Origin of the sequence: Mesobacillus jeotgali, assembly GCF_900166585.1 — a bacterium.
In the GTDB taxonomy this organism is placed as follows: domain Bacteria; phylum Bacillota; class Bacilli; order Bacillales; family Cytobacillaceae; genus Mesobacillus; species Mesobacillus jeotgali_A.
The window spans coordinates 429,539-453,686 of sequence record NZ_FVZC01000008.1 but is presented as its reverse complement, the minus strand read 5'-3'; the positions used below and the strand labels follow the sequence as shown (position 1 = coordinate 453,686).

The window sequence follows — 24,148 nt, the reverse complement described above, 5'->3', positions numbered from 1 at the left end:
TTACATATAGTCAACAAAATGATTCCGGAATTTAACGTGTAGAACTGATCCGATAATTAAAAGGAGAAGAATTAGTCCCCAAAAATATAATGTCAGCTCTAAATTTTCAAACATATACCATGATGTACCCAGCAAAGAGGCTCTATATCCTTCAACCAGGAAATAAAATGGATTAACCATCATTAATTTCTTAATAAAACCAGTTGGCACCCATAATAACGGCGTCAAATATAACAGCATCCTTACAATTGAAGTTACAATCATTTGAACATCTCGAACAATTGTTGATAAAGTGGATGTAATTAATGAAATGGCCACCAGTAACATCAATGTACCAAACATGAAGTATGGCAATTGGATAAAGTATGGCGAAATAATAAACCCTGTAAATTGCAATACAATAGTAATTAACCCTACTAACATAAGATGAGAATAAAATTTCGATACTATTACATATGTTGGAATTACACTCATTGGAAAACTCATTTTAGATATAAAGTTAATCCTTGTATAAATGGACTTGGATCCCTCCAACAAAGACTGGTTAACAAAAAACCAGACAGACATACCAGAAAGCAGCCAGTAGACAAAAGGAATTCCGTTAACGTCTTCCCCTCCGCGAATTCCAAAACCAAAAACAAACCAGTAAATGGCAAGTTGGATTGTTGGATTGATCAATTCCCAGAGCATCCCTAAATAATTATTGTTATTTGAACTCTTCAACTCAAAGAGAGAGAGCCGACCAATTAAATAGATACTAGATATTTGTTCTTTTAATACTGTAAACAACGACTTCATAACAAATGACCATCCTAAACATAGTAATAAAAATATTATAAACACAATTTCTGAATTAATCCTGTGTGTGCATGGCAATGTAATATAAATATAACATTTCACTACAAAAAGCTGCTTCGGAGAGACATTCTCCGAAGCAGGAATGGAGATACATACACTTTTTAATTAAATTCCATGGGCAAACTTATTGTACAGCAGTTTCTCGTTTTTGCAAATTTTCTTCCGCTGGACTGCTGATATAATTTACTAAATTTAAGCTGGAATTCCCATTTGAATACTTGTTCCACTTCTTTGAAAAATCTCTCACTAAGTCCAGGTCAAATTGGTTCTTTTTAATGACCTTAATGATGTCAGCAGTTTCTTTCACCATAGGACCTGGAACCATGGAGGAATAATTCTCCCACAAACCTCTGCTTTTTGTGTATTCTTCTAAATCGTAAGCATAGAAAATCATCGGTTTATTGAGTAATGCAAATTCATAAGGAATTGACGAATAGTCTGAAATAAGAATATCTGTCACGAGAAGTAATTCGTTAACATCATAGTCTGGTCCTGAATAATCATATACAAAACCGGGAAACTTATCATTATAAGAAAAAGTCTTTCTAATTGCTGGATGGAGCCTTAAAAGCACAATATAATCATCACCCAGCTCTTTTTGCATTCTTGCAAGATCCAATTTAATATCCGACGCTTCTAGTTCCCCATCCCGATAGGTTGGAGCATAGAGAAGGACCTTTTTTGATTTTAAATCCGGGTTATCTGATTCGAGCTTTTCAATTACTTGCTTTTTCTTATTTTTATCAAAGAAAAAGTCTGTTCTCGGGATGCCTGTTCTAAGAATGTTTTTTGAAGGAATACCAAATGCTTTCATAAAAACAGCCGCCATAGCATCCGAGCCAACAACGACCTTATCAAATTTCCTATATACTTTTAAGAATCGCTCATTCGCTCTCTGGCTCCTTGAAGCATTTGATTGGTCTTCCAGTGCAAACTTCTTTACCGCTCCAGCTGCATGCCATAATTGCACACATTCAACACCTGGTTTAAATTCGGTTGCTGCCAGAAAGCCATAGTAATTATCTATAATAATATATTTCGAGGTTGCTAAATGATAGATTGATAAGATTGTCTTCAAAATATCTTTTGATTCAAATGGGATCAATCCAATGTCACTATAGCCTTCAAATATTGATTTTACAGAAGGCTTGGTGTATAAGCACACTATATCAGATGTTGAATTCCCCTTCTTTAACTCATCTAAAACATACTTTGCATTATCCCCAAAGCTAACCACAAAGGTTACTTTATTCTTTAATGGAAATAACTTAAAAAAACTAAATATCAATTTAAAAAGAATCAGGTATACTGAGATGGAAAATTCCCTAATCATCGCCAACCTCCTGAAGGTCTGACTTGATTTTCGAGGTAGAAATACCTGTAGTCCTGGGAAGGTAAATCACATCACAAAATTCTTTTAAGAAATCAAAGTGGCCTTTCCAATCATCGCCCATCACAAAAATATCCACTTCTTGATTAAGTACATCCTTAATTTTTTGGTCCCAATTATCCTCGGGAATTACTTCATCAACATATTGAATAGCTTCTAAAATAAGCTTTCGATCCTCATAGCTGTGGTACGCCTCTTTATGCTTCTGCAGATTGAATTCGTCAGTAGAAAGCCCTACGATTAAATAATCGCCGAGTTCCTTAGCTCGTCTTAATATATTGATATGGCCTGGATGCAAAAGGTCAAATGTGCCATAAGTAATTACTTTTTTCATTATAATCATCTCCTTACCAAGTTTTTAAAAACCGGGTAACAGGTAAATTAATTAACAAAAGGTTAACTTAAAATTAACCCATTCTTCATTATATAACTCAAAAGTAGTTATTTCAAACCCATTTAAGCAAATGTGCTTACCACTAAAACCAAATTCCGTTAATAAATAAAAATCCTGACCGAAGTCAGGATTCTTATTTTATGGTTTTATAAGTGTTTCCACAAATCTTTTTGCAGATTGTCCGTCCAGATGGTCAAAGAAGCGCTCTTTAAATTCCTTAACTTTTTCTAAATCAAAATCATCCTTCTTGACCAATTCAATAATTTCTTCTGTCGTTGAGACGATCGGACCTGGAACGAAATCTGTATATTCATAATAAAATCCTCTGTCTTCTAAATACTGTTTTAAATCATAAGCAAAGAAGATCATCGGACGCTCAAGCAATGCATACTCGAACACCAACGATGAGTAGTCACTGATTAGGATATCGGTTATTGCTAAAACATTACTGATATCATTCGCGCTCATATTAATAACAAACTCCTGGGCCTCTTCAGGAATTTTCACATTTCTATTTACCGAAGGATGCAGCTTTAAAACAAGGATATACTCATCCCCTAGTTCTTTTGCCATTCCTATTAAATCTAGGTTCATTTGGAAATTAGATCTTTTACCCGGCCCTCCCCTAAAGGTAGGTGCGTAAGTAATAACCTTCTTCCCTCGCAATTTGCTGTAGGTGCCATAATACTTTTCCCGATTGTACTCAAGAGCATCTTTATTAAAGAAAAAGTCGGTACGTGCCAATCCAAGAGGATAAATGTCTTTTTCCGGCATATTGAACGCCTCAGCATAGTGCGGAACTATTTCCTGGCTTGTGACGACAGCTTTCGTATAAGATTGATGAGCCTGGTTTTCAAACTCTCGAGTATTACTCTCCAAATAGCCAACTGCACTGTGGCCAAATTTCTTAAAAGCACCGGCAGCATGCCATATTTGTATAACTTCAGTACGTTTCGGAAGTTTCAGTTTATACAAATGACGATAGTAGTCATCAAGGATTACGTACTCTGAGGTCGCCATATCATAGTAAAGTCGGCAAAAATCCTTAAAAGTCTTCTTTTTCTTTAAGTGTCCTTTTATTTCATAACCTGGTCGCAGTTCTACTAGCTGTTTATAAATCTCCAGGAAAGAATCTGCCAGCACAGGAAACTTATTACTGGCAAACGTAATCTTTTTCTTTTGGGGCAGCAATCCTGCTAATGGCAGGACGATACGGCGAGCAACAGCCATTCTGCCCAATGTTCTTACCTTTTTAATTTTTCGCTTTAATAGAAAAGTCCTTATCGGCATAAGGCTATTCTTTTTAGCTGACTTCTTTGTTGCAAGGAAAACGGCCTTTTTTCTGGAGATTTCCAGCTGATGCAAAGAACCCGGATTGAATTTCGCGAAAGCCACCTTTAGCCATTCTAAATAAAGCTTTTGGGATTCCTTGCACAAGCTTAAAAACCGATCAGCAATTTCATAGGTCATGACACGGTGAAGTTCGGTCACACTATTGAATAAATGTATATCCATTTCTTTTGCCCATTCCAGGACCATTTTAAAGGATTTTACCTGGACATCACATTTTTTGCTATTGAGTGCACTTCTTACAGCAGGCCAAATATCAGCAAGGACAATACGCTGATAATAACTTGTTTTAACCGCGAATCTTGCTTCTTTATTTTCGATATATTTGTCCCAAAGCTGGTCTGAAAGCTTAAGGCTTTTAAAAATGTCAGAAAGAACTTTTACTGACTTGACTCTTACCGTTTGTGATAAGGAAATATTCGTTTCTGTCTCTCTTGAGCGATAGTTATAAATAATTTTATCAACCGTAAACATTTTTCTTGCCCTTAGATATGCTTCAATGACGAACGGCTGATCTTCGGTCACTTTGATATCCAATGGGAAACGAATATCCTGTATTAATGTACGACGATATAACTTATTGCACGGTCCAAGGGAATACAATAGTTCTTGATTGGCAATGAGATTTTTTTCTCCCGGACGGTACACCCCATTATTCAAATGACTGCCAATAAACCAAGTCTCTTTACTATTAAAGCTTAGAGAAGCACCGGTAACAATATCTGCTTCCTGCTCGATTGCAGCATTATACATAGTTTCCAAAGCATCAAGCGGCAGCAGATCATCAGAATCAACAAAACTAACGAACTCCCCCCTCGCTACATCCAGCCCATTATTTCTGGCTGCACCCGGTCCAGAGTTCTCTTGTTTGATAAAGACTATATTATCGTATAGCTTGGTATATTTCTCAATTATCTCTGGACTCCGGTCACTTGATCCATCATCAACCATGATAATCTCGATATTTTTACACGTTTGATTTACAAGTGAATCCAATGTTTCCTCGAGATAATCCTCTACGTTATACACAGGTGTGATTACACTTACTTTTATATCTTGAAGTTTCATCTGGACTTACTCCTCTTTTAACCAATTTACAGAGTTTTGCTTAAGCAGTATAAAATGCTATTTATTAATGATTAAGCTGTTGACCACTCTTTCGCTGGATTTCCCATCAAGATGGTCATAAAAATATTCGATAAACGATTGAAGTTTCTGCTCTTCAAAGTTCTCTTCAGTAATAATTGAAATCAACTCTTCATCTGTTCTGGCCAGCGGGCCGGGGATAAATGAAAAATAATTATAATAGAAATCTCTTGAGGCGATATACTCCTCGACATCAGGCGCAAAAAAGACCATTGGTTTATTAAGCAAAGCAAATTCAAAACAAACCGAAGAATAATCAGTAACCAAAATATCCGTTATAAACAATAAATCATTAATCTCCCGGTATGATGAAAAGTCATAGAAAAATTTACTGTACTCATCAGGAACATTCCAAAAGTTTTTAACAAAGGGATGCATTTTAACAAGAAAAACGTAGTCATCCTTCAAAGCATCATAAAGTTTGTCGAGATTCAGCTCTTCAATCGGATAATATGCTGTTTGCTGTCCAGGCCCACGAAAGGTTGGAGCAAACATAATCACTTTTTTTCCCTTTAAGAATGGGTATTTTTCATATAATCGTTCTCTAGTTCTTTTTTTATGAAGCTCATCAAAGAAGATATCTGTTCGTGGAATTCCAGTCGCGACAACTTTATCTATACTAATTCCAAATCCCTCAGCATAATGTTCTGCTACATTTCTCGAACTTACAATCGCTTTAGTATAATTTCGGTGGTTCAATGAATCAGCTGATGGCCCACCTGGCAAACCTACTCTACTGTACCCAAACGTCTTAAAGGCACCTACTGCATGCCAGAGCTGAACCAGCTCTGCACCCTGTCTGATTCTTAACGGATAGACCATTGGATAAAAATCATCCAGCAGGATAAACTTTGATGTAGCCAAGTGATAGGCAAGTAAAATAATTTCCTTATAAGATTTTCGCGCAGCTGTTCCGCCTTTTAGCATAAACTGATATTTGTATTTCTTTTTGCTATTAAGCAGTTCGTTATAAACAAACTGAAAATTCCCGCTCATATCTGTCCGGCTATCAGAAGCAAATATTATTTTTCGTGTGTCCAAAGGCATTAAACAGAACATCTTATATAATAACCTAAAACCCTTTGTATAAAATAGGCGATAGAAAATAGAACCTCTATTCCTCCTAAGTACCTCTATACTATTAATGAGTTTTTGCTTTATTTTTCCCATTAGTCTTCCCCATTTGTCCTAAATAATGAAAAAAGGGAATTTATAATCCCCTTTGCAGCTGATCAGCTATTCATAAAATGCTCAACAATTCTCTTGCTTGATTGTCCATCATGATAATCAAAGAAACGATTCCTAAAGCCAACGACTGCCTGTATATCGAATTCACCTTTATTGATCCACCTAGAAAGTGATTCGGACTCAGTGAAAAAAGGACCGGGAATAAAGCTTTCGAATGGAAAATAAAAGTCTCTTTCTGCTTTGTATTCTTCTAAATCATCGGCTATAAATGCAACTGGCCTGCAAAGAAGACTGTAATCAAAAATCACAGAGGAATAGTCTGTAATTAACAGATCTGACATAACTAGCAGTTCTTCAATCTTATAGTCACCTTGAATATGATATACAAATTTTTCAAGTCCCGTTTGATCAGGCAAGTGACCTTTCATGTAAGGATGAAGATGAACAATCAGAGCATACTCATCGCTGAGAATTTGTTTCATTTTTTTAAAATCCAAGGGTAGCTCAAATTGGTCTTGATAGTGGCTCTTTCCCCGAAAAGTGGGAGCATATAAAATTAGCTTTTTTTCCTTCAAATCCGGATATGTTTTATAAAAGCTGTCCTTTAGCTGACTATGCACATCTTCCATAAAAAAGTAGTCTGTCCTGGGTATCCCAAGAGAATAGATATTCTCGCTCGGCATATCAAATGCTTCTGCATAGAAAGGAACAACTTCCTTTGAACTTACATAAGCCTTTGAGTAGTTTGAATGGATCTTAAGGTGTTTCAAATAATCTGTACTTGGGCCGAACGGTTTATCAGTGGTACTAAGACCAAACTTTTTAAAAGCACCTGCTGCATGCCATAACTGTATGATATCGGTTCCTTTACGCGGGTTAATTGCATACACAGGGAAGTAGAAATCATCAATTATAAAATATCTTGAGGTGGCAAGGTGGTAGCTGGCCTTTAACATGTGAAGAAGATAGTTAAGCTTGCCTATTCTGGAGCTGTCTAACTTTTTAAATAAAAAGTGTATATCATAATCAGGATACTTAGCATTTACCTCTCGATAAATAAAGGCCAAGTTCCCTTTCAATTCTGTATCTCGATATGAAGCAAATGTCACTTTTTTCACTTTTACCTTAAAGAAAAGGCTGATCAGGCTAAAGGAAGTGTTAACCAGCCATTTTACAAGTATAGTTGGCAAATACCTTAAGGTTTTCATCCTTGAGCCTGCCTTTCAATTCCATGACCACCATTATTAAATCTTCCACTCCATTACTGTTTTGCCCCATGAAGTAGTTAAGTCTTTTTCGAATGCATCAATGATATCCTGAATGGTTCTTACCTCATGAACTGATCCCACCAGGGTAGATAAATATTCAACCACTTCTGGATGCTCCCTCATGAAATCAACAGTGTTCTGGAAGTCTGCTCGTCCGCTTCTGCTGCTGCCAATCACAGTTAACCCCTTCTCCAGGATCATCCGCGTATTGATCTCTACTGGATATTCCGAAACACCTAAAATCGAGATTGACCCTTCGGGATGGATATAATCAATAATTTGATTAATAGCGTACTGGCTTCCAATTCCGCCCGCACATTCAAACGCATGGTCAATACGCAGGTCGTCTGGGATTTCATTGATTTGATGCGCTTCATCTATAAAAGAAAAGTGTTCCATCTTGTAAGGAGTTTTACCGAAAATCATAACCTTACTTTCTGGGTAACGCTTCTTTAAGATGAGCGATGTAATATATCCAAGATTTCCATCTCCCCATACCCCAAAGACATTTCGGCGGGAGTGGGCCTTTGCTTCAAAGCGAATCAGCGAATGCATGCTGATTGTAATTAACTCGATGAACGCAGCTACATGCGGATCCAAATCCTCTGGTAAAGTAACGATCCTGTCCCTCTTCATGAATACATAATCCTGCATGAAACCATCATAGCCACTAGATCTAAACTTGCTGGACCGCAGATAGTTCTCTCCGATGATCTCATCTTGCTCCATAGGGGTATTAGGAACTAATACAACAGGCGTTCCAGGTTTATATTCACCATTAGGATCATATACAATTTTTCCAATTCCCTCATGAATTAAAGCCATAGGAAGTTTTTTGGCTAGTGCCTCTTTTCCTCGAGTACCTGTATAATAACGCTGGTCAGCTGCGCAAATAGATAAATGTGTCGGTCGCACAACAACACGGTCGGATTGCAGCGAACGATCTTTATATGTGACTTCAAACTGGCGCGGAGAAACGAGTCTATAAACTTGGTTTATCATTGTGAGATCCGCTCCTGTAAAATAGCATTGGCTACTTTTAAGTCATACGGAGTAGTTACCTTTATATTAAACACTTCTCCCTTAACCAGCTTAACCTTTTCTCCCTTAAGAGCACAGATCTTGCAAGCATCCGTTAAGATTTCCTTTTGCTCTTTAGAAAGAGAATCGTAATGTCCGACCAATGTTTTAATGTTAAAGCTTTGAGGAGTTTGACCTTGATACATTTGATCCCTGACCGGAATATTTGAAATCACTTCGCCATCTTCAGATTGAATGATCGTATCGATTGCCTCAATCACCGTATCGACTGCTCCATATTCGAGGGCAGCGTCGATGTTTTCATCAATAATCCTATGTGTTAAAAAAGGACGTACAGAATCATGAGTAACAATTACATCATCATCTTCAAGTCCAAAGGTAGACTCTATATAGCGGATTCCACTCATGATTGATTCATTTCTGTCGTTGCCACCTTGTACAACCACAATATGGTCATTAGGACCAATATGTTTTTTAATGATATCTTTTGTATGGTTGATCCATTCCTTAGGAGATACGACAATTATTTTATCAAACCGGTCATTCAGCAAAAATTTTTCAATCGTATGAATAATGATAGGCCTAGTATTCAATGTTAAGAATTGCTTTGGCATATTGATGTTTCCCATGCGTGTACCTTTTCCGCCCGCGAGAATTTCTGCATAAATCACATTCCTAACCTCTTTCCTTATTTAATTTAAAATGCCTAACGTTTCTGAATTTAGATAAAAATATGAACGTCAGTCTGCGACAGACTTTGACATAAAAACTCATTTAAAACTATACACTGTTTTATTTTCTTTTTCAAGGAAACGAAAATGACATACCATTCCATGCTAAGTAATTAATTTAGCGGTTTACAATTACAGTGAAACGGATATAAATAAAAAAAGCATGATAGAGAAAACTCTATCATGCAAAGAAGCATTATCTGTATCTTGGAACATCAAAAATCAAAGAATAACTTTCTAGCATACTGTAAATATTATAGATTCTAGGAGTCTGTTTAACTGCCCAACCTATATCTGTCGCATACTGGTGCGTTCCAGGATTAGCAGGATTAAACTTCATTTTATACAAAGTATCCTGTCCAACATGGACATATTTCTCAGCAACGAATTGTGCACCGCCAATGATCGCTTTGTCAACGCTTGTCCAACCTTCGTTAAAGGCCTTCCGTGAGCCGCACTCTAAAGGACATCTATCAAAGGCACCAATTCCATACATGTTAAAAACAATTGCTTCATAACTTGTTGCAGAAGGATCCAAGACTACGATTTCCTTTTCACCAGTAGCAGGATCAATCATGACATTGCCATTTGCATCGCGCTTCTGGTTTACCTTAACTCCAGTGGCAAGCCTTGATGTTCCATTTCCTGTTTCATGCAATGCATGAGAAATTAGATAGATCTCATTCACGCTGTAGGACCTGCCAGCCTGCAGGAACACAGAAGCTTTACCAGAAAGAACACCTTTGTTGGTTAGGACCTTTTGGTTAACCTCGGTTGGATCAGAATCAGCCGGCTGAGATAGTTTAATAAACTGATAGCTTTGTGAACTTCCCAGTGCAAACGTATTAGGATTCAGGTAGTAAGAGATATCTGTTGGACTAGGATTTACCCAAGTTCTATTATAATAAATCTTATACCAGTCATACCCATCTGATTGCTTAGCTTTTGAGTAAATTGTAACTTTTTCTTTATCATTCAACTTACCAAGGACCCATCCATCTACTGGCACTCCTCGGACATTCCAGCCAGCCCCATTGACATATCCCACATTAGGAGTGGCAGCATCTACAATCAGCGCATCACTTCTTACGTATGCATCGTATCTTTTATCGGTTTGAGAAACACCTATTTGCCTATTAAGCGCTTCAGTATAAGTTACATCATACTGTGTATAGGTAGTTACCTTACGAATGGTTACTTCTTTTAAGTCCATCACAAGAGTAGCACTATATTTACGGTCATAATATTCTACCTTTATGGTATGAAGACCCTGAGACAGGTTTATATTATGGTTAAACTCATTTACTCCGTCTTTCCATAAATCCAGCTGTTTCACGCCATCGACGTAAATTCTGATTCCATCATCAGCTTTTCCCGTAAGACTATACTTGCCTGCCTTATCGATAAAGACTTGCTTTTCAAGAACACCAGAAAATTCATCAACAGGAATGCTTGTGTGCGGTGAACCGGCACCCCATGCAAGATTCAGCTCGTTGTAAGCCAGGTTAACTGGAGTTCCAGACAAGCTTGAATTAGGGTAAAACTTAGCATCCCAAAAATCCTCTATTAACTGCAAATCTAGAGCAGCACTCCACTTACGGTCATAGTACTCTACTCTAACCTGGTGATTCCCTGCAGAAAGCGGAATTGGAGTATTAATTGTCTGGACGCCATCTCTCCACAAATCGATTTTCTTTACGCCATCTACATAGACTCTGACACCGTCATCAGCTTTTCCGACAAAACGGTAATTTCCGGATTGCGCTACTGTAATCGTTTTTTCAAAGACTCCAGAAAAATTATCGCTTGGGATATTCACATGCGGTGAACCACTTCCCCAATAGAAGTTTAAATCCTGGTATGCAGCGTTTACCGGTGTTCCAGTTAAATCTGCAGATGGGTACAATGTCGCTTTCCAGTATCCCGGCGGAACATTGACAGGCGTTATGTCTTGTAAATCCAAATCAATAGCTGCACTCCATTTATGGTCATAGTACTCTACTTTAACAATATGAGTACCAGCAGTAAGTGAAATGTCCTTGTTAAAACGATTTACACCATCAGCCCAAAGGTCAAGATGTTTTATGCCGTCAATGTATACTCTGATTCCGTCATCTGCTAATCCCGAGAGCTTGAATGTCCTTGGTGAATCAAGCACCAGCTTTCGTTCATATACAGCAGAGAAATTATCTGTAGGTATACCAGATGCAGGTGACCCAGAACCCCAATAAAAATCCAGCTCGTTGGCTGAACGTACAACAGGAGTTCCTACAAAATTCACTGTAGGGTAGTATGTAGCCTTCCAGCTATCTGTTGGAGGCTGTTCCTCTACTTTTTCCACGTCAACGTCTAAAGCTGCACTCCATTTACGTTCATAGTAGACAATAGTAATTACATGGGTACCCTCGGTTAAATAGATTTCATTGTTGAAACGATGAATTCCATCAGTCCAGTAATCGAATCTACGTTTACCATCAACATAAATCCGGGCACCATCATCTGCAAGACCTTTAATCCTATACTTCCCTGGTTCCCTGACAGAAACACGCTTGGATGCCTTTGCCGTAAAGTAGTCTGTTGGGATATATGGGCTAGGCGAACCATGTCCCCAATAATAGTTCAAATCACCGACACTTCGAGTGATCGGTGTCCCGCTAAGACTAAAATTCGGATAAAAAGATACATTCCAATTATCGGAAGAAATATGCTCCTGGATTCTCTCCAGGTCGACCTGCAATGATGCACTCCACTTACGTTCGTAATACAAAATGGTCACAACATGAGTTCCTTGCGATAAGTAGAATTCGTTATTGAATCTATGCACTCCATCTGTGTAGTAATCGAACCTTCTAACACCGTCAACATAGATGCGAATTCCATCATCTGCAACTCCACTTATCCGGTAATTTCCTGGTTCACTGACTGAAACACGTTTTGATATTTTGGCAGAAAAATAATCTGAAGGAATTCTTGAGTCAGGTGAACCCGATCCCCAAGATAGATTCAGATTGCTGTATGTCTTGGTTATTGGTGTTCCGCTCCGAGTCATATTCGGGTAAAAAGAAGCAGTCCAATCCCCTTCAGCCGCTTTAACATCATTGCCTGAAAAGCCAAATGCCAATAATATCAAAAAAAACAATGAGAACAAAGGATTATTCAGTTGTCGAAAATTAATAGCAAACTCTCCTCCTTTTTCATAATTCTCTATTATTATCCTAAATTCTTTCAAAAAAGTTAATAGTTTTATTAAAAATGCTTAAAATTACCTATTAATTTATCGAAACTTGTAAAAGAAACGATAAATTTGTCTTTTTCGAAACAAAAAAAAGACCAGATAGAAATCCGGTCTTTCGAGTTGTAAATTTACAGGTTGAGGAAGGCAGGAGTAACAACAATCGAGTTGATATTGTGAACAAAGACTACTGCATCAATTCCATTTTCTAAAACGTACTGATTTACATCCAGATTATCATGTTTTCTCAAATCAAGAAGTCTTGTCTCTTCAAAGCTCCTGGCCATAAATTGAATCATCGGATTCGCGTATGAATCCTTTAAAATAAGTACCTTTAACCCATTCTTAACATTTGGATTCTTAATAATTCCTTCTGGAACATCCCCTGACATGTATGTTACGTACTTATTACTGTAAACATCCTTAGCTTCGAGGACGTCTAGATCATAGAATGTTTTATCACAGGATCCACCGTAACACACAGTTAAAGGTTCTTTTTCATTTTTTGGATTCACAAGTGTAATCGTGTCTGCCTTAGCAGCGTTTACTTCTGTTGTTTTTCTTGCTTCCGACCCATAAAATGGGGCAGGATGCTCTTTCCACTCAAAGTAATCCTTTTTAACCGGGTTCCCAATCTGTGGAAAATCTCCTGACATTTCATTAACTATTCTTTCGTATGCATAATAGGCAGCCTTTGGCTTCCAATGATGGTCAGTATAAAAATATAGGTTATTCTCCTGTTCCATCCGGGTGTTCATTTCTTCCCTGAAGTCAATTGCCCTGACATCTTTTGAAAAGCCATTCAAGAGCTTATCTGTCAGTTCATTAGCATGGCTTTCAATATAATCAGGCAGGTCCTTCTCCATCATCGTAGACTTATTTGGAACTAAGGCAAAATAGGTCTTTACATTACTTCGATTTAAGTCTGCCGAAAATGAATTCATTGTCTTATTAATATTAACGATGGAACTTCCATTATTCGGAGGATTTATAGGCGTAATCATGTAGCCATTATCATTGATGTAAATACCTCTTATATAGTTTTTTGCTAAGACATTTTTGTCTATAAAGGCATTCCCTTCAATCCATTTATCACGTAAGGGAAACTGATCTGAAAAATAACGATCGTACTTTTTGAAGTACTCGCCTGAGACCATTTCATCCGGGTCAGCAACCGGTTTTTTAGCTAGTGTTCTTCCCTCCAGCTGCGAAGAAGCTCTGTCGTTTGACAGTAGTGCAGCAGCACCAAAGAAAAAAATCACACCAAAAAATACAGATACTATAAAAAGATCTTTCATTTTATAAGGCAATTTTCACACCCCTTTCCCTTTAATTTTTTTAGAAACGGAAATAAATAAACGGATTAAAGGTTGTTGAAACCACATAAATGACCGATAGTACAAAAATAACTACATAGTATGAGTTTAAAGCAATATTTTTACCTATACTAGCGACGTTATTCTGATTTTCAGCAGACAGCCAATCTAGCAGCATTTTAACTATAGGAGTAGCTCCAATTATAGCCAGTACCAGAATAACTCCATGCTCATAGGTATAGAATGCGGCTTTTTCATCCCATAATCCGATACCATTTAAACCAAACATTGTTTTAATATAGTCAAATGCGTAGGTAAAAGTTTCAGACCGGAAGAATACCCATCCAATCATAACAATCAATAGCGCATAAATATGCTGCAGGAAATTTGGAATCCTTTTAAATAACTTTAACAGGAATGCTTTTTCTAACATAATCAGGAACCCATAATAAAGACCCCAGGTTATGAACGTCCAGCTCGCTCCATGCCACAGGCCTGTAGCAAACCAGACGATGAAAAGGTTCATATAAGTCCTTATTTCCCCTTTTCGATTCCCGCCCAGAGGGATATACAAGTAATCCCTAAACCAGCTTCCGAGGGAAATATGCCAGCGGCGCCAGAATTCCGTTGCTGACTTTGAGATATATGGATAGTTAAAGTTCTCAAGGAAATCAAACCCGAACATCTTCCCTAAGCCAATCGCCATATCCGAATAACCAGAGAAATCAAAGTAAATCTGCAGGGAATAAGCGATAATCCCAATCCATGCCATTCCTACTGACATCTCTCCGGGATTCTGTGAGAAGATTTGATCCGCGACCAGACCGGCATTATTAGCCAGAAACATCTTCTTTGCTAAACCAATCAGAAATCTTCTAACCCCTTCAGCAATTTTCTCCAGACTTTCTATTCTCTTATTAATCTGATCAGCGACTGTCTGATAACGTACTATTGGACCAGCGATCAGCTGTGGAAATAAAGAAATATAAAGGGCCATATTGATTGGGTTCTTTTGTACCCTACCATCTTTTCGGTGCACATCGATGACATAGCTCATCGCCTGGAAAGTAAAAAAGGAAATCCCAATCGGCAATGGAATTGAAGGAATTTCAATAGTGGTGCCAATCAGAGCATTCAAATTATCAACAATAAAGTTGGCATATTTGAATACGCCCAATAAAAGTAAATTTGCAAGCACCATAATGGACATAACCCATTTAACAGCTGTACCATGTTCTCTTTTTGCATCGACAATCAAAGCAAAAACATAGTTCATTAAAATGGATAGAAGCATGATGATTGTAAACTTCGGTTCTCCCCAAGCATAAAACAACAAACTTGCCGCAAGTAAGATCATATTCTTAAGCTTAGGATGACCTAAAAAGTACAATAAAAAAACAATAGGCAAAAACGCAAATAAAAACACCGTAGAACTAAATAACATGATTTCTTCCCCTTCTATTAGCAGGCTTTAAAAATCCTCTTCTAATTAAAAGGGGATTGTCGAATCATGTCAAGTTTACGAATATTCCAATAACTATTTAATGACTTACCTTCCACTACTTTTTCTATGATTCCTTTATGAAATTTTCCATTTTACATAGTTGATGGTTATAAATTCCATAAACATTAAAAATTTGTTAACTTAACAATGAGTCAATTAATATTAAGATACAATATCTAGATTGATATATTAGTTTCTGTTTATTCAAATTAAATAGGGGTATTATCTTTTATGTCAATTTACCAGGAGGATAATAGAACAATGGGGGTATTAATCGAATGAAGTTAATCACCATATTAGTGCCTGCTTACAATGAAGAAAAGGTTCTCGATATGTTATATGAAAGGATCAGTAATGTTGCATACGAACTGCCTGGTTATAACATTGAGATTTTATTCATAAATGATGGAAGTTCAGATCATACTCTCAATACCATTAAATCATTGCGAGAGTTTGATAGACGTATTTCATATGTCGATCTTTCAAGAAATTATGGGAAAGAAACAGCCATGGCAGCTGGGTTTGATTATGCAAAAGGAGATGCTGTTATTATCATGGATGCGGACCTGCAGCATCCACCAGAACTAATCCCGGAAATGATCAAATACTGGGAATTGGGATACGAGGATGTTTATGCCAAACGAATCAAACGCGAGGGTGAAAACTGGCTGAAGAAATTCACCTCCAAGAAGTACTACCAATTTTTACAGAAGACGACAAGGATTCATATACTTCCAGATGCCGGTGATTTTCGATTACTTGACCGGCGTTGTGTAGATGCTCTTAAATTACTAAGAGAATCGCAGCGTTATACTAAAGGAATGTACAGCTGGATTGGCTTCAACAAGAAAGAAATCGAATATGAAGCGGCACCAAGAGCTGGAGGAGATACGAAATGGAGCTATTCTAACCTGATCGAATTAGCGCTGGAAGGTATAACCTCATTTACAACCTTCCCATTAAGATTATCTTCAATTATGGGATTTATCATTTCTATTTTATCTTTCATCTATCTTTTGGTTATCATTTTTCAAACTTTATTGTTTGGAACTAACGTTAGCGGTTACCCGTCTCTAATGGTTGTAATATTATTTTTGGGAGGGATACAGCTCATATCGCTCGGCATCATCGGTGAATATTTAGGGCGAATTTTTAATGAAACAAAAAATAGGCCCCTATATTTTGTAGAAGAATACAATAATCAGAAAGAGTTAAAACAATATGAAAAAAGACTTTCATAAAATTGCCATGTATATCATCATGGGTGGCTTTACTACTCTAGTTAACATTGTGACATATTGGATTTCAGAAGAAATTTTGGGATTAGATTATAGAGTCTCAACCACTATTGCTTGGATTGCTGCTGTACTTTTTGCGTATTTTTCTAATAAAAAATATGTATTTAAAAGTCATACACCAACCATGAAAGCCCGGCTCACCGAAATGTCATCCTTTTTTGGTTTCCGGCTTTTATCTTTTTTCATGGATTTAGGCATCATGATCTTATTAGTAAGCGGTTTAAGCATAAATGGAACGATCTCAAAAATCCTTGCAAACTTTGTAGTGCTAGTTGCCAACTATATTTTTAGCAAACAATTTATCTTTAAAACTCAAAAAGATTCTTAAGCAGCATTATTTTATTTTTTGACATCTTGATTCAAGAATGGAGTGCTATTGTGAAAACCTCAGTTTTTCGGGAGAACAAAGGATTTATAAGTATCTTTTCTATTGCTGTTTTTTTGTTATATTTTTACCTTGCCTATAATACCCCTTTAACCCATGATGACTGGACATGGGGTAGTTCTGATGGGTGGGCACGTTTAAAAAATTGGTTTGAAAATTATAATGGGCGATATTTAGGCAACCTTTTTGAACTTTATCTTACACGTGTTGAGTGGCCAAGATTTTTCATTATGGCGGTTTTTTCTACTTTAATAGTAATTCTGGCAGGAAGCATGCTTAAGACTCCTTCAGTATTTGGCTATCTTTTAAGTCTTCTCTTATTCCTATGTGTGCCTGTCAATATTATAAGCCAGACTTATGCTTGGGTTGCCGGATTTTCAAATTATATCACTTCAATTGCTTTTGTTTTAATGTATCTTGTCTTAATAAAAAATATATTTGAGGACGCTCCTCCCCAATATAAAAGCTGGTTGACAGTCTTTGTTATCCCTTTAGGCATTATGACGCAGCTATTTGTTGAGCATATTACAATTTATGCAGTTGTAATGGCGTTTTTCGTTATCTTGTTTTGCTTTCTGAGATTTAGAAAAGTTTATGCTGTTCATGTTTCCTATTTAATTTCCACTATTATTGGGGCAGGAATCATGTTTACCAATGGAGCTTACTCTAAAATATTAACCGGGGCAGATACCTATAGATCCATCAAGCCTGAAGAAAGTTCTGTTGGAGAAGAGGTTGGTTTTTTTCAGAGGATCTTTGATGTGTATAGTGAGCAAATATATCCTATGCTGTTTCTAAACAATGTCATCTTAAACCTGGTGCTTTCCCTGTTTTGTATTATTCTTTTAATAAAATCAGAAAAAGCTCTCAAGGGATTAAAAACAATTCTATTGTATGTGCTGAGTATTTATCCATTTTATAAAATTTTTATTGTGACCTATCTGAGAATTAGCTTCTTCAAACTCGATACACATATATTTGAATCCATTTTCTCATTGGTGTTTTATATAAGTATCATTTTGACTGTATTATTGTATATTACTGACAAAAACCTTAAATACAAAATATGTTTTTACTTACTTTCTGTATTGGTACTTGCGGGACCTCTTGTCTTCGTTCATCCATTTGGACCAAGAAACTTCATCGCTCCCTATGCATTCTTTGTCCTAGCAGCAATTGAAATGGGATTATATATTATAAGAGATAAGTACTTCAATTTAGCAGCCCTAAATAAAGTATTTACCATATTAGTTCTTGCCCTATCCATCAGCTATATTTACGTGTTTACAATGAATGGATCCGTTGATCGTGAGAGGATGGCCTATATAAAAGAAAAAGTTGCAGTCGGAGAGGAAGAAATCATTTTAACCCGGTTACCCTATGAGCAATATTTATGGTTAAGCACACCGATTATAGATGGATATCAATATGAAACCTTCAAGGAATATCATGGTATACCTGAAGAGATTAAGTTTAAGGTTATTCCTTATAGTGAGTGGGAGAAGCTTAGACAATAGAATATATTATTACTAAGAAGGAACTTTTGAGATGTTCCTCAGGCTGCCGAGAAACTCTCGATAGCCTTTATTTTTGTTTATTCTCTTCATTAATTCACCTCGTAAATTTATTATAATATAATTAATTATACTTAGAATGGTGAATTGAATGTTCAAACCGAAAAGAGATTCACATAATGAAGTGAAATTTGTCTTTTTTGAAGACTTGGTCCCTTAGTATCACCTCTTAAGAAAGGTTGATAAGTATACGGAATTTTTCTTTTATAGGGAGAAAGTCCGTCCCTTATATTCTTAGAATAATGGGCGTCCTTAGGACCGATTATTCTTTTTAAGATTATGTTTATGGGTGACTTTTATGGCATCCGTTCGGAACTAGAATTAGAACGCGAAGTGCAGATAAATGTGGCCTATCGATGGTTCCTAATCTTGAAGCTCAATAACCCTGTAGTGGACCATTGGAACAATCAGTCGGAATCAATGAACTTGTTTAAAGGATACAAACATCTTTCAAGTAATCCTTGATGAAATAATACTTCAAGCATTAATCATAGAATGGTCGGTGGGAGAGTTTTATTTACTAATTCCACTCACCTTAAAGCAAATTGCCAATAGGCATAAACTGACTCGTAAAGAAGTAGAAGCTAAGCCTAGGTAATACTTAGAAGAATTCAATAGACTGTTGATGATGACAGATTAAACCACGGAAAAAAGCTCTAAAAGAAAGAGAGAAGGTGACAGAGACCAAGGAGGTCCGAAAAAGTACAACCGATCCTGATTGTGGTTCCATGTCCAAAGAAATAAGCAATAAATGTTCTGTTATCTAGACCACCTTACTACTAATATGAGGATTAATATCATAACGCCTATGTTACTCCAGGAAAAGTCCAAACACTGTCCCTTACCTTTCTAAGTTGGATCCCCGGATTGACCTTTTGGATTTAAAGTAGAAGCAGTGGCACTCGACTCAGGTTATTTAAGGAATCAAATTTGTAAAAGTCTTCACGACCGAAGTATTTTTATGTAATCGCCTTCATAGGTATCAACTCCCAAAAAGACTTTTTCCAAAATGGAAGTTTACATATCACAAAGAACAAGATGTCTATGTTTATCCCAATGTCCAAGAATTAGTTATCGCAGTACCACAAGAGAAGGTTATCGAGAATATAAGTTTAATTCTAAAAAGTGTTCAGAGTTCCCACTCCTTAAGGAGTGCATTTTAGGCGGACCATTTGAAGCAGAGAATAATGCAAAGCGCAAGGAGATGATCGAGCGGGTATTCTAAAAGAGAAAAGAAGTTGGACAACCCTTAGGGGACTAAAAATATTTCCCCTGCAGGTGATACTTACTTTTGCTGCCTTTAATATGGAAAAGATATCCAATTGGATATGGGAAGGCCCAAAAATGCCGTAAAAATGGACTTTGGGAAAGTCTGTCCTTAGGTAAAATTAATAAAAGTGAAAAAGGGGTTCGGACTGAGTGCATTCTTATCCCCCTTTTATCCACAACCTGAATTGACGACAGGGATACCCCTATCATTTATTTTCTGCAGCAGTACTTTATACTTTGGATAGCAATTTCCCTCTATACCTTCGTCTAATATTTGGCTCATGATTGTTATATTCAATCTTTTGCATTGACATACTGACACCAATAGATATAATTAGCCATTGAATCATTCCAATAGCTTGCATATTAAAAAATAGTGAGATTTCTATGTTTTGGAATACTAGCAAACCTAGAAAGAAACACGCTGACCATTGAACATAATTACAGTCTAAATTTTTTTGAAAAGACTTCCAAATAAAAAATAATAGAAGTAGGAAAGTAAATAATCCTAAAAATCCAACTTCAACGAAAACTTGCAGATATTGATTATGAACATGATAGACAGGACTAGTAAATATATATTCTTTAATATGGATTCCTACCTTGTGACCATACAGTGGTGAAGTCATGCCAAAATCTATTACATCACCCCAAATATTTTCCCTTCCTGAAAAGAAAAGCTTTTGAGTATATCTAAGAGATAGATTATTAATTGTATCTGCGTACGATGACTTAGCCAATAATACATACAATCCTAAAAAAAGGAAATTGGCGGCTATAACTAGGTAAAAAAGCTTTGAGAATAATTGTCTCGAAAATTTCAATAATAACCATGAACCAAGTATAACAACAACAGATAATAAAGCTGCTCTCGAAGTTGTCATATAAATTAATATTAGGTTTAATGCTGTCCCCAATAAAAATAATACTCTATTAATTACCGATTTATTATAAATATTAATTGCTTGAAAATATAGAAGAGAAAAAAGGAAGGTTGCAAACACATTTGAGTTTCCAAAAATCCCTTTATACATTTTTAAAGTATAATCATTATTAATCCAATGAAAAAAGAAAAATATAATAACCATATTTACAATATAACCAAAGATAATGATATGATCCGGGCGCCATTTAATTTTCATAGTTAATATTATAAAAGCAAAAGTGAGATATAAAAGTAGAAGCTGTTCATTTTCCTTAAAATTATCATTTATTATGTGGGTAAGTAAGTAAATACCACTCAATAAAATAAAACCTAAATATATTTTCTTATACTCAAATCCAATACCTTTATCTTTTATTAACAAATATATAAGTAAAAGAAAGGAAATAACAAGGGTAATATCAACTGCAACCCTAGCTTGATCTCTATAAGGCTGAAGTACTGTTTCTCCTAGTACATTAAATAATAATAACGGAAAAAATAAGATACTAAAAATTCGGGTTAATTCTATTTCTCTTTTAGTTTTAAGCATAGGGTATAACCTCTTCACGGGCTTCGTTATTGTATGTTAACTAGTTTGGGAACTTATTCTTCCCATAAAAATAATCAAAACATTTTAAGGATCAAAGAGTGAATTGTAAATATCAGTATATTATTAAAATCTTGAAATTTCGATAAAAAAAAGAAGATGGGAAGCTATTTTTTTGTTATATTTGATTCTTCAATTTTTTTGTATCGTTAAACTCTTTTCCAAGACATCTGCTATTCTCTTACTTGCATGTCCATCACCATATGGATTACTAGCACAACTCATTTTTTCATATTCTTCGTTATTTACAATTAGCTTTTTAAACGATTGATAAATTACCTCTTCATCAGTTCCAACTAGTTTTAAAGTGCCAGCAGCTATACCTTCTGGACGCTCGGTAGTATCACGCATAACAAGTACAGGCTTACCTAAACTAGGTGCCTCTTCTTGTATTCCGCCACTATCAGTAAGAATCAAATATGACCTCGAAAGAAAGTTATGAAAATCCAAAACATCCAATGGTTCTATTATCTTTATTCTATTACAATCACCTAAAATCTCATTAGCCGCTTCTCTCACTACTGGGTTCATATGAATAGGATATATAGCCTTAAGATCTTTATGTTCATTGACAATTCTTTTAATAGCTTTAAACATATTTTTCATCGGTTCGCCAAGGTTTTCTCTTCTATGAGCAGTAATCATAATGAGTCTGCTGCCAGTCGCCCATTCAAGATGCTCATGAAAGTAGTCTTCTTTTACAGTAGTCCTAAGGGCATCAATGGCAGTATTACCAGTTACAAATATTGCAGATGAATTTTTCCCTTCTTTTAGAAGATTTTCTTTAGACATATTAGTGGGTGCAAAATTATACTTTGCAACAATTCCTACTGCTTGTCGATTGAACTCTTCTGGATAGGGAGAAGTTATATTATAAGTTCTTAATCCGGCTTCAACATGTCCAACAGGTATTTGCAAATAGAAACATGCTAATGCTGTAGCAAAAGTAGTAGAAGTATCACCATGAACCAAAACCACGTCAGGATTTGTTTCAACTAACACTTCTTTCATTTTTTCAAGTATACCAATTGTTACATCAAATAAGGTTTGTTTTTCTTTCATAATAGATAAATCATAATCCGGGATGATATTAAATGCCTTTAAGACTTGATCTAACATTTCTCTATGCTGGCCCGTAACACAAACAATTGTACTCAAGTTCGGGCGCGTTTTTAATTCCTGAATTAATGGGCACATCTTTATAGCCTCTGGCCTCGTACCAAATACAACAATAACTTTATTTTTCATGTCATCAACCAACTTCTTTAGATTATCTCAATTACAGAAGCTTTATAAACAAAGCATGTACCATTTAAACATATCTTTTAATAAATAGTTGTATGCGCTAAATTGATTTGTAATTTAAGTCGATTTCACCTTAGGAGTATCCGAGTGCTTTATTTTTTTAATTTGATAAATTATTGCTATAGTCAGTATGCATTCTGCAAGCATGGCAGCTATAGCAATGCCTTTCATACCACCTATAATTCCTAACACGACATTAAATATAATTATTGCTATAACACCAATCTTGAAAGAGGAACTATATTCTTTAGAATGTCCACTTGCCACTAAAATTTGAATGCCTAATAAATTGTTGAAAATGCTTAAACTCATCCATATCACAAGCGGTAATAGTAAATATGAGTAAACTGAATATTGCTCACCAAATAATATATCAATAATTAATTTAGATGCAAGAATCATTGTTAAACTTAAAATAAGAACAATTGGGACAACAATTTTCGCTATACCTTTAACCTTTTCATAGCCATTTTTAAATGAAGTATCATAGTGCCGGCTTATATACGGGAATATTACCTGATCAATTGGAGTATAAAATAATATTATAATTAATGGTATCTTTTGAATAGCAGAATATATTCCTACACTGCTACTTGTATTTGTAAATATCAATACAGTTATACCGATGCCACTAAATATTTTAGTCATGGCACTTGTAGTAAATAAATCCCAACCATCTTTAAGCTCTTCTAGAATGTCTTTCCAGTTAACAATCTTTAAATGTAATTTTATCTTAAACTTAATGATTAAAAGACTAATTATTCCCATAAGAAGAAAAGTCAATGAATACAAAATACAGTATAAATATAAATGCTCGGGGTTTTTTATCAATAAAAAAATCATTAATACAGACACAGTTCTCGATAAAACACTAATAATAGTAATATATTTCATGAATTGTAATCCTTGGAAAATCCAAGTTTGTTGGAGTGCTGTACCTAAGACCATTATGTATAGTATAAACATACATATAAATTGGACTTTGGAAATACCTGCTAAGAAGGATACAAAAATCATAATTGAAATACTAATAAAAAATAACAGAATTTTACTGAAAGTAATCCGACTATAAATTCCTGATATTTCATTCTTATCTTTTGCAAGGGATATTTTCCTCACACCTGATAAGTTAAAACCATACTCCACGATAATTTGAAAATATCCGACTAAATTTAAAGCAGCCGAAAACATTCCGAAATGTGTCGGTCCAAGAATTCTAGTGACATATGGTAATGTTATTAAAGGTATAATTGTATTGAATATTTGAAGAACATATAGCCATACTCCATTTTTTACAACATTCGAATTTTGAGTTTGTTTGATTATTTGATTTAGTTTCATATGATAAATTTCATATCCTTGCTCAC

At 35.7% G+C, this 24,148-nt stretch carries 17 protein-coding genes and 1 pseudogene; 4 read left to right on the top strand and 14 right to left on the bottom strand.

The features are described from left to right. The 11 genes from B5X77_RS07345 to B5X77_RS07295 all read right to left on the bottom strand — a co-directional run bounded on the left by B5X77_RS07345 (position 1) and on the right by B5X77_RS07295 (position 15,358). Positions 1-798 (bottom strand): ABC transporter permease, encoded by a 798-nt coding sequence (locus B5X77_RS07345; RefSeq protein ID WP_079506644.1) that lies wholly within the window; start codon positions 796-798, stop codon positions 1-3. Between the two features lie 184 nt (positions 799-982). Beyond that, positions 983-2,191 (bottom strand): CDP-glycerol glycerophosphotransferase family protein, encoded by a 1,209-nt coding sequence (locus B5X77_RS07340; RefSeq protein ID WP_079506642.1) that lies wholly within the window; start codon positions 2,189-2,191, stop codon positions 983-985. Then, positions 2,184-2,582 (bottom strand): glycerol-3-phosphate cytidylyltransferase, encoded by a 399-nt coding sequence (gene tagD / locus B5X77_RS07335; protein ID WP_079506640.1) that lies wholly within the window; start codon positions 2,580-2,582, stop codon positions 2,184-2,186. The genes B5X77_RS07340 and tagD overlap by 8 nt, the downstream gene beginning before the upstream one ends. A gap of 198 nt (positions 2,583-2,780) precedes the next feature. After that, a complete protein-coding gene (locus B5X77_RS07330) occupies positions 2,781-5,060 on the bottom strand; it encodes a bifunctional glycosyltransferase/CDP-glycerol:glycerophosphate glycerophosphotransferase (protein WP_079506638.1) in 2,280 nt (759 codons plus the stop codon). 57 nt (positions 5,061-5,117) lie between these two features. Beyond that, complete coding sequence (locus tag B5X77_RS07325; protein ID WP_257391778.1) at positions 5,118-6,245, bottom strand: CDP-glycerol glycerophosphotransferase family protein; 1,128 nt, start codon at positions 6,243-6,245, stop codon at positions 5,118-5,120. Between the two features lie 125 nt (positions 6,246-6,370). Beyond that, positions 6,371-7,534, bottom strand: coding sequence for a CDP-glycerol glycerophosphotransferase family protein (locus tag B5X77_RS07320; RefSeq protein ID WP_079506634.1), 1,164 nt, complete (start codon positions 7,532-7,534; stop codon positions 6,371-6,373). 36 nt (positions 7,535-7,570) lie between these two features. Next, the gene (locus B5X77_RS07315; RefSeq protein ID WP_079506632.1) at positions 7,571-8,596 is read right to left on the bottom strand and encodes a ribitol-5-phosphate dehydrogenase; all 1,026 of its coding nucleotides are present in this window, start codon (positions 8,594-8,596) and stop codon (positions 7,571-7,573) included. Continuing rightward, positions 8,593-9,306, bottom strand: coding sequence for an IspD/TarI family cytidylyltransferase (locus B5X77_RS07310; RefSeq protein WP_079506630.1), 714 nt, complete (start codon positions 9,304-9,306; stop codon positions 8,593-8,595). The genes B5X77_RS07315 and B5X77_RS07310 overlap by 4 nt, the downstream gene beginning before the upstream one ends. Before the next feature lie 256 nt (positions 9,307-9,562). Then, on the bottom strand, positions 9,563-12,514 hold the full coding sequence (locus tag B5X77_RS07305; RefSeq protein WP_079506628.1) for a PA14 domain-containing protein: 2,952 nt from the start codon (positions 12,512-12,514) through the stop codon (positions 9,563-9,565). A 215-nt stretch (positions 12,515-12,729) separates the two neighbouring features. Then, complete coding sequence (locus B5X77_RS07300) at positions 12,730-13,908, bottom strand: DHHW family protein (protein ID WP_079506626.1); 1,179 nt, start codon at positions 13,906-13,908, stop codon at positions 12,730-12,732. A gap of 28 nt (positions 13,909-13,936) precedes the next feature. Continuing rightward, positions 13,937-15,358, bottom strand: a complete 1,422-nt coding sequence (locus B5X77_RS07295) for an MBOAT family O-acyltransferase (RefSeq protein WP_079506624.1) — start codon at positions 15,356-15,358, stop codon at positions 13,937-13,939. A gap of 338 nt (positions 15,359-15,696) precedes the next feature. Between B5X77_RS07295 and B5X77_RS07290 the strand changes: the two genes are divergently transcribed. The 4 genes and pseudogenes from B5X77_RS07290 to B5X77_RS23980 all read left to right on the top strand — a co-directional run bounded on the left by B5X77_RS07290 (position 15,697) and on the right by B5X77_RS23980 (position 20,028). Next, positions 15,697-16,659: a glycosyltransferase family 2 protein gene (locus B5X77_RS07290; RefSeq protein WP_079506622.1), complete on the top strand. Its 963-nt coding sequence runs from the start codon at positions 15,697-15,699 to the stop codon at positions 16,657-16,659. Further along, positions 16,640-17,044, top strand: coding sequence for a GtrA family protein (locus B5X77_RS07285; protein WP_079506620.1), 405 nt, complete (start codon positions 16,640-16,642; stop codon positions 17,042-17,044). Before B5X77_RS07290 ends, B5X77_RS07285 begins: the two co-directional genes overlap by 20 nt. A 50-nt stretch (positions 17,045-17,094) precedes the next feature. Further along, on the top strand, positions 17,095-18,618 hold the full coding sequence (locus B5X77_RS07280) for a DUF6056 family protein (protein ID WP_079506618.1): 1,524 nt from the start codon (positions 17,095-17,097) through the stop codon (positions 18,616-18,618). Between the two features lie 148 nt (positions 18,619-18,766). Further along, positions 18,767-20,028, top strand: a pseudogene (locus B5X77_RS23980) (transposase). 146 nt (positions 20,029-20,174) lie between these two features. On the opposite strand, the gene B5X77_RS07265 reads toward B5X77_RS23980, so the two are convergent. The 3 genes from B5X77_RS07265 to B5X77_RS07255 all read right to left on the bottom strand — a co-directional run bounded on the left by B5X77_RS07265 (position 20,175) and on the right by B5X77_RS07255 (position 24,122). Further along, a complete protein-coding gene (locus B5X77_RS07265; protein ID WP_079506614.1) occupies positions 20,175-21,419 on the bottom strand; it encodes an O-antigen ligase family protein in 1,245 nt (414 codons plus the stop codon). Positions 21,420-21,608: 189 nt separating this feature from the next. After that, positions 21,609-22,724: a non-hydrolyzing UDP-N-acetylglucosamine 2-epimerase gene (gene wecB, locus B5X77_RS07260; protein WP_079506612.1), complete on the bottom strand. Its 1,116-nt coding sequence runs from the start codon at positions 22,722-22,724 to the stop codon at positions 21,609-21,611. Between the two features lie 114 nt (positions 22,725-22,838). Then, positions 22,839-24,122, bottom strand: a complete 1,284-nt coding sequence (locus B5X77_RS07255) for a flippase (protein ID WP_079506610.1) — start codon at positions 24,120-24,122, stop codon at positions 22,839-22,841. Positions 24,123-24,148: the final 26 nt, after the last annotated feature.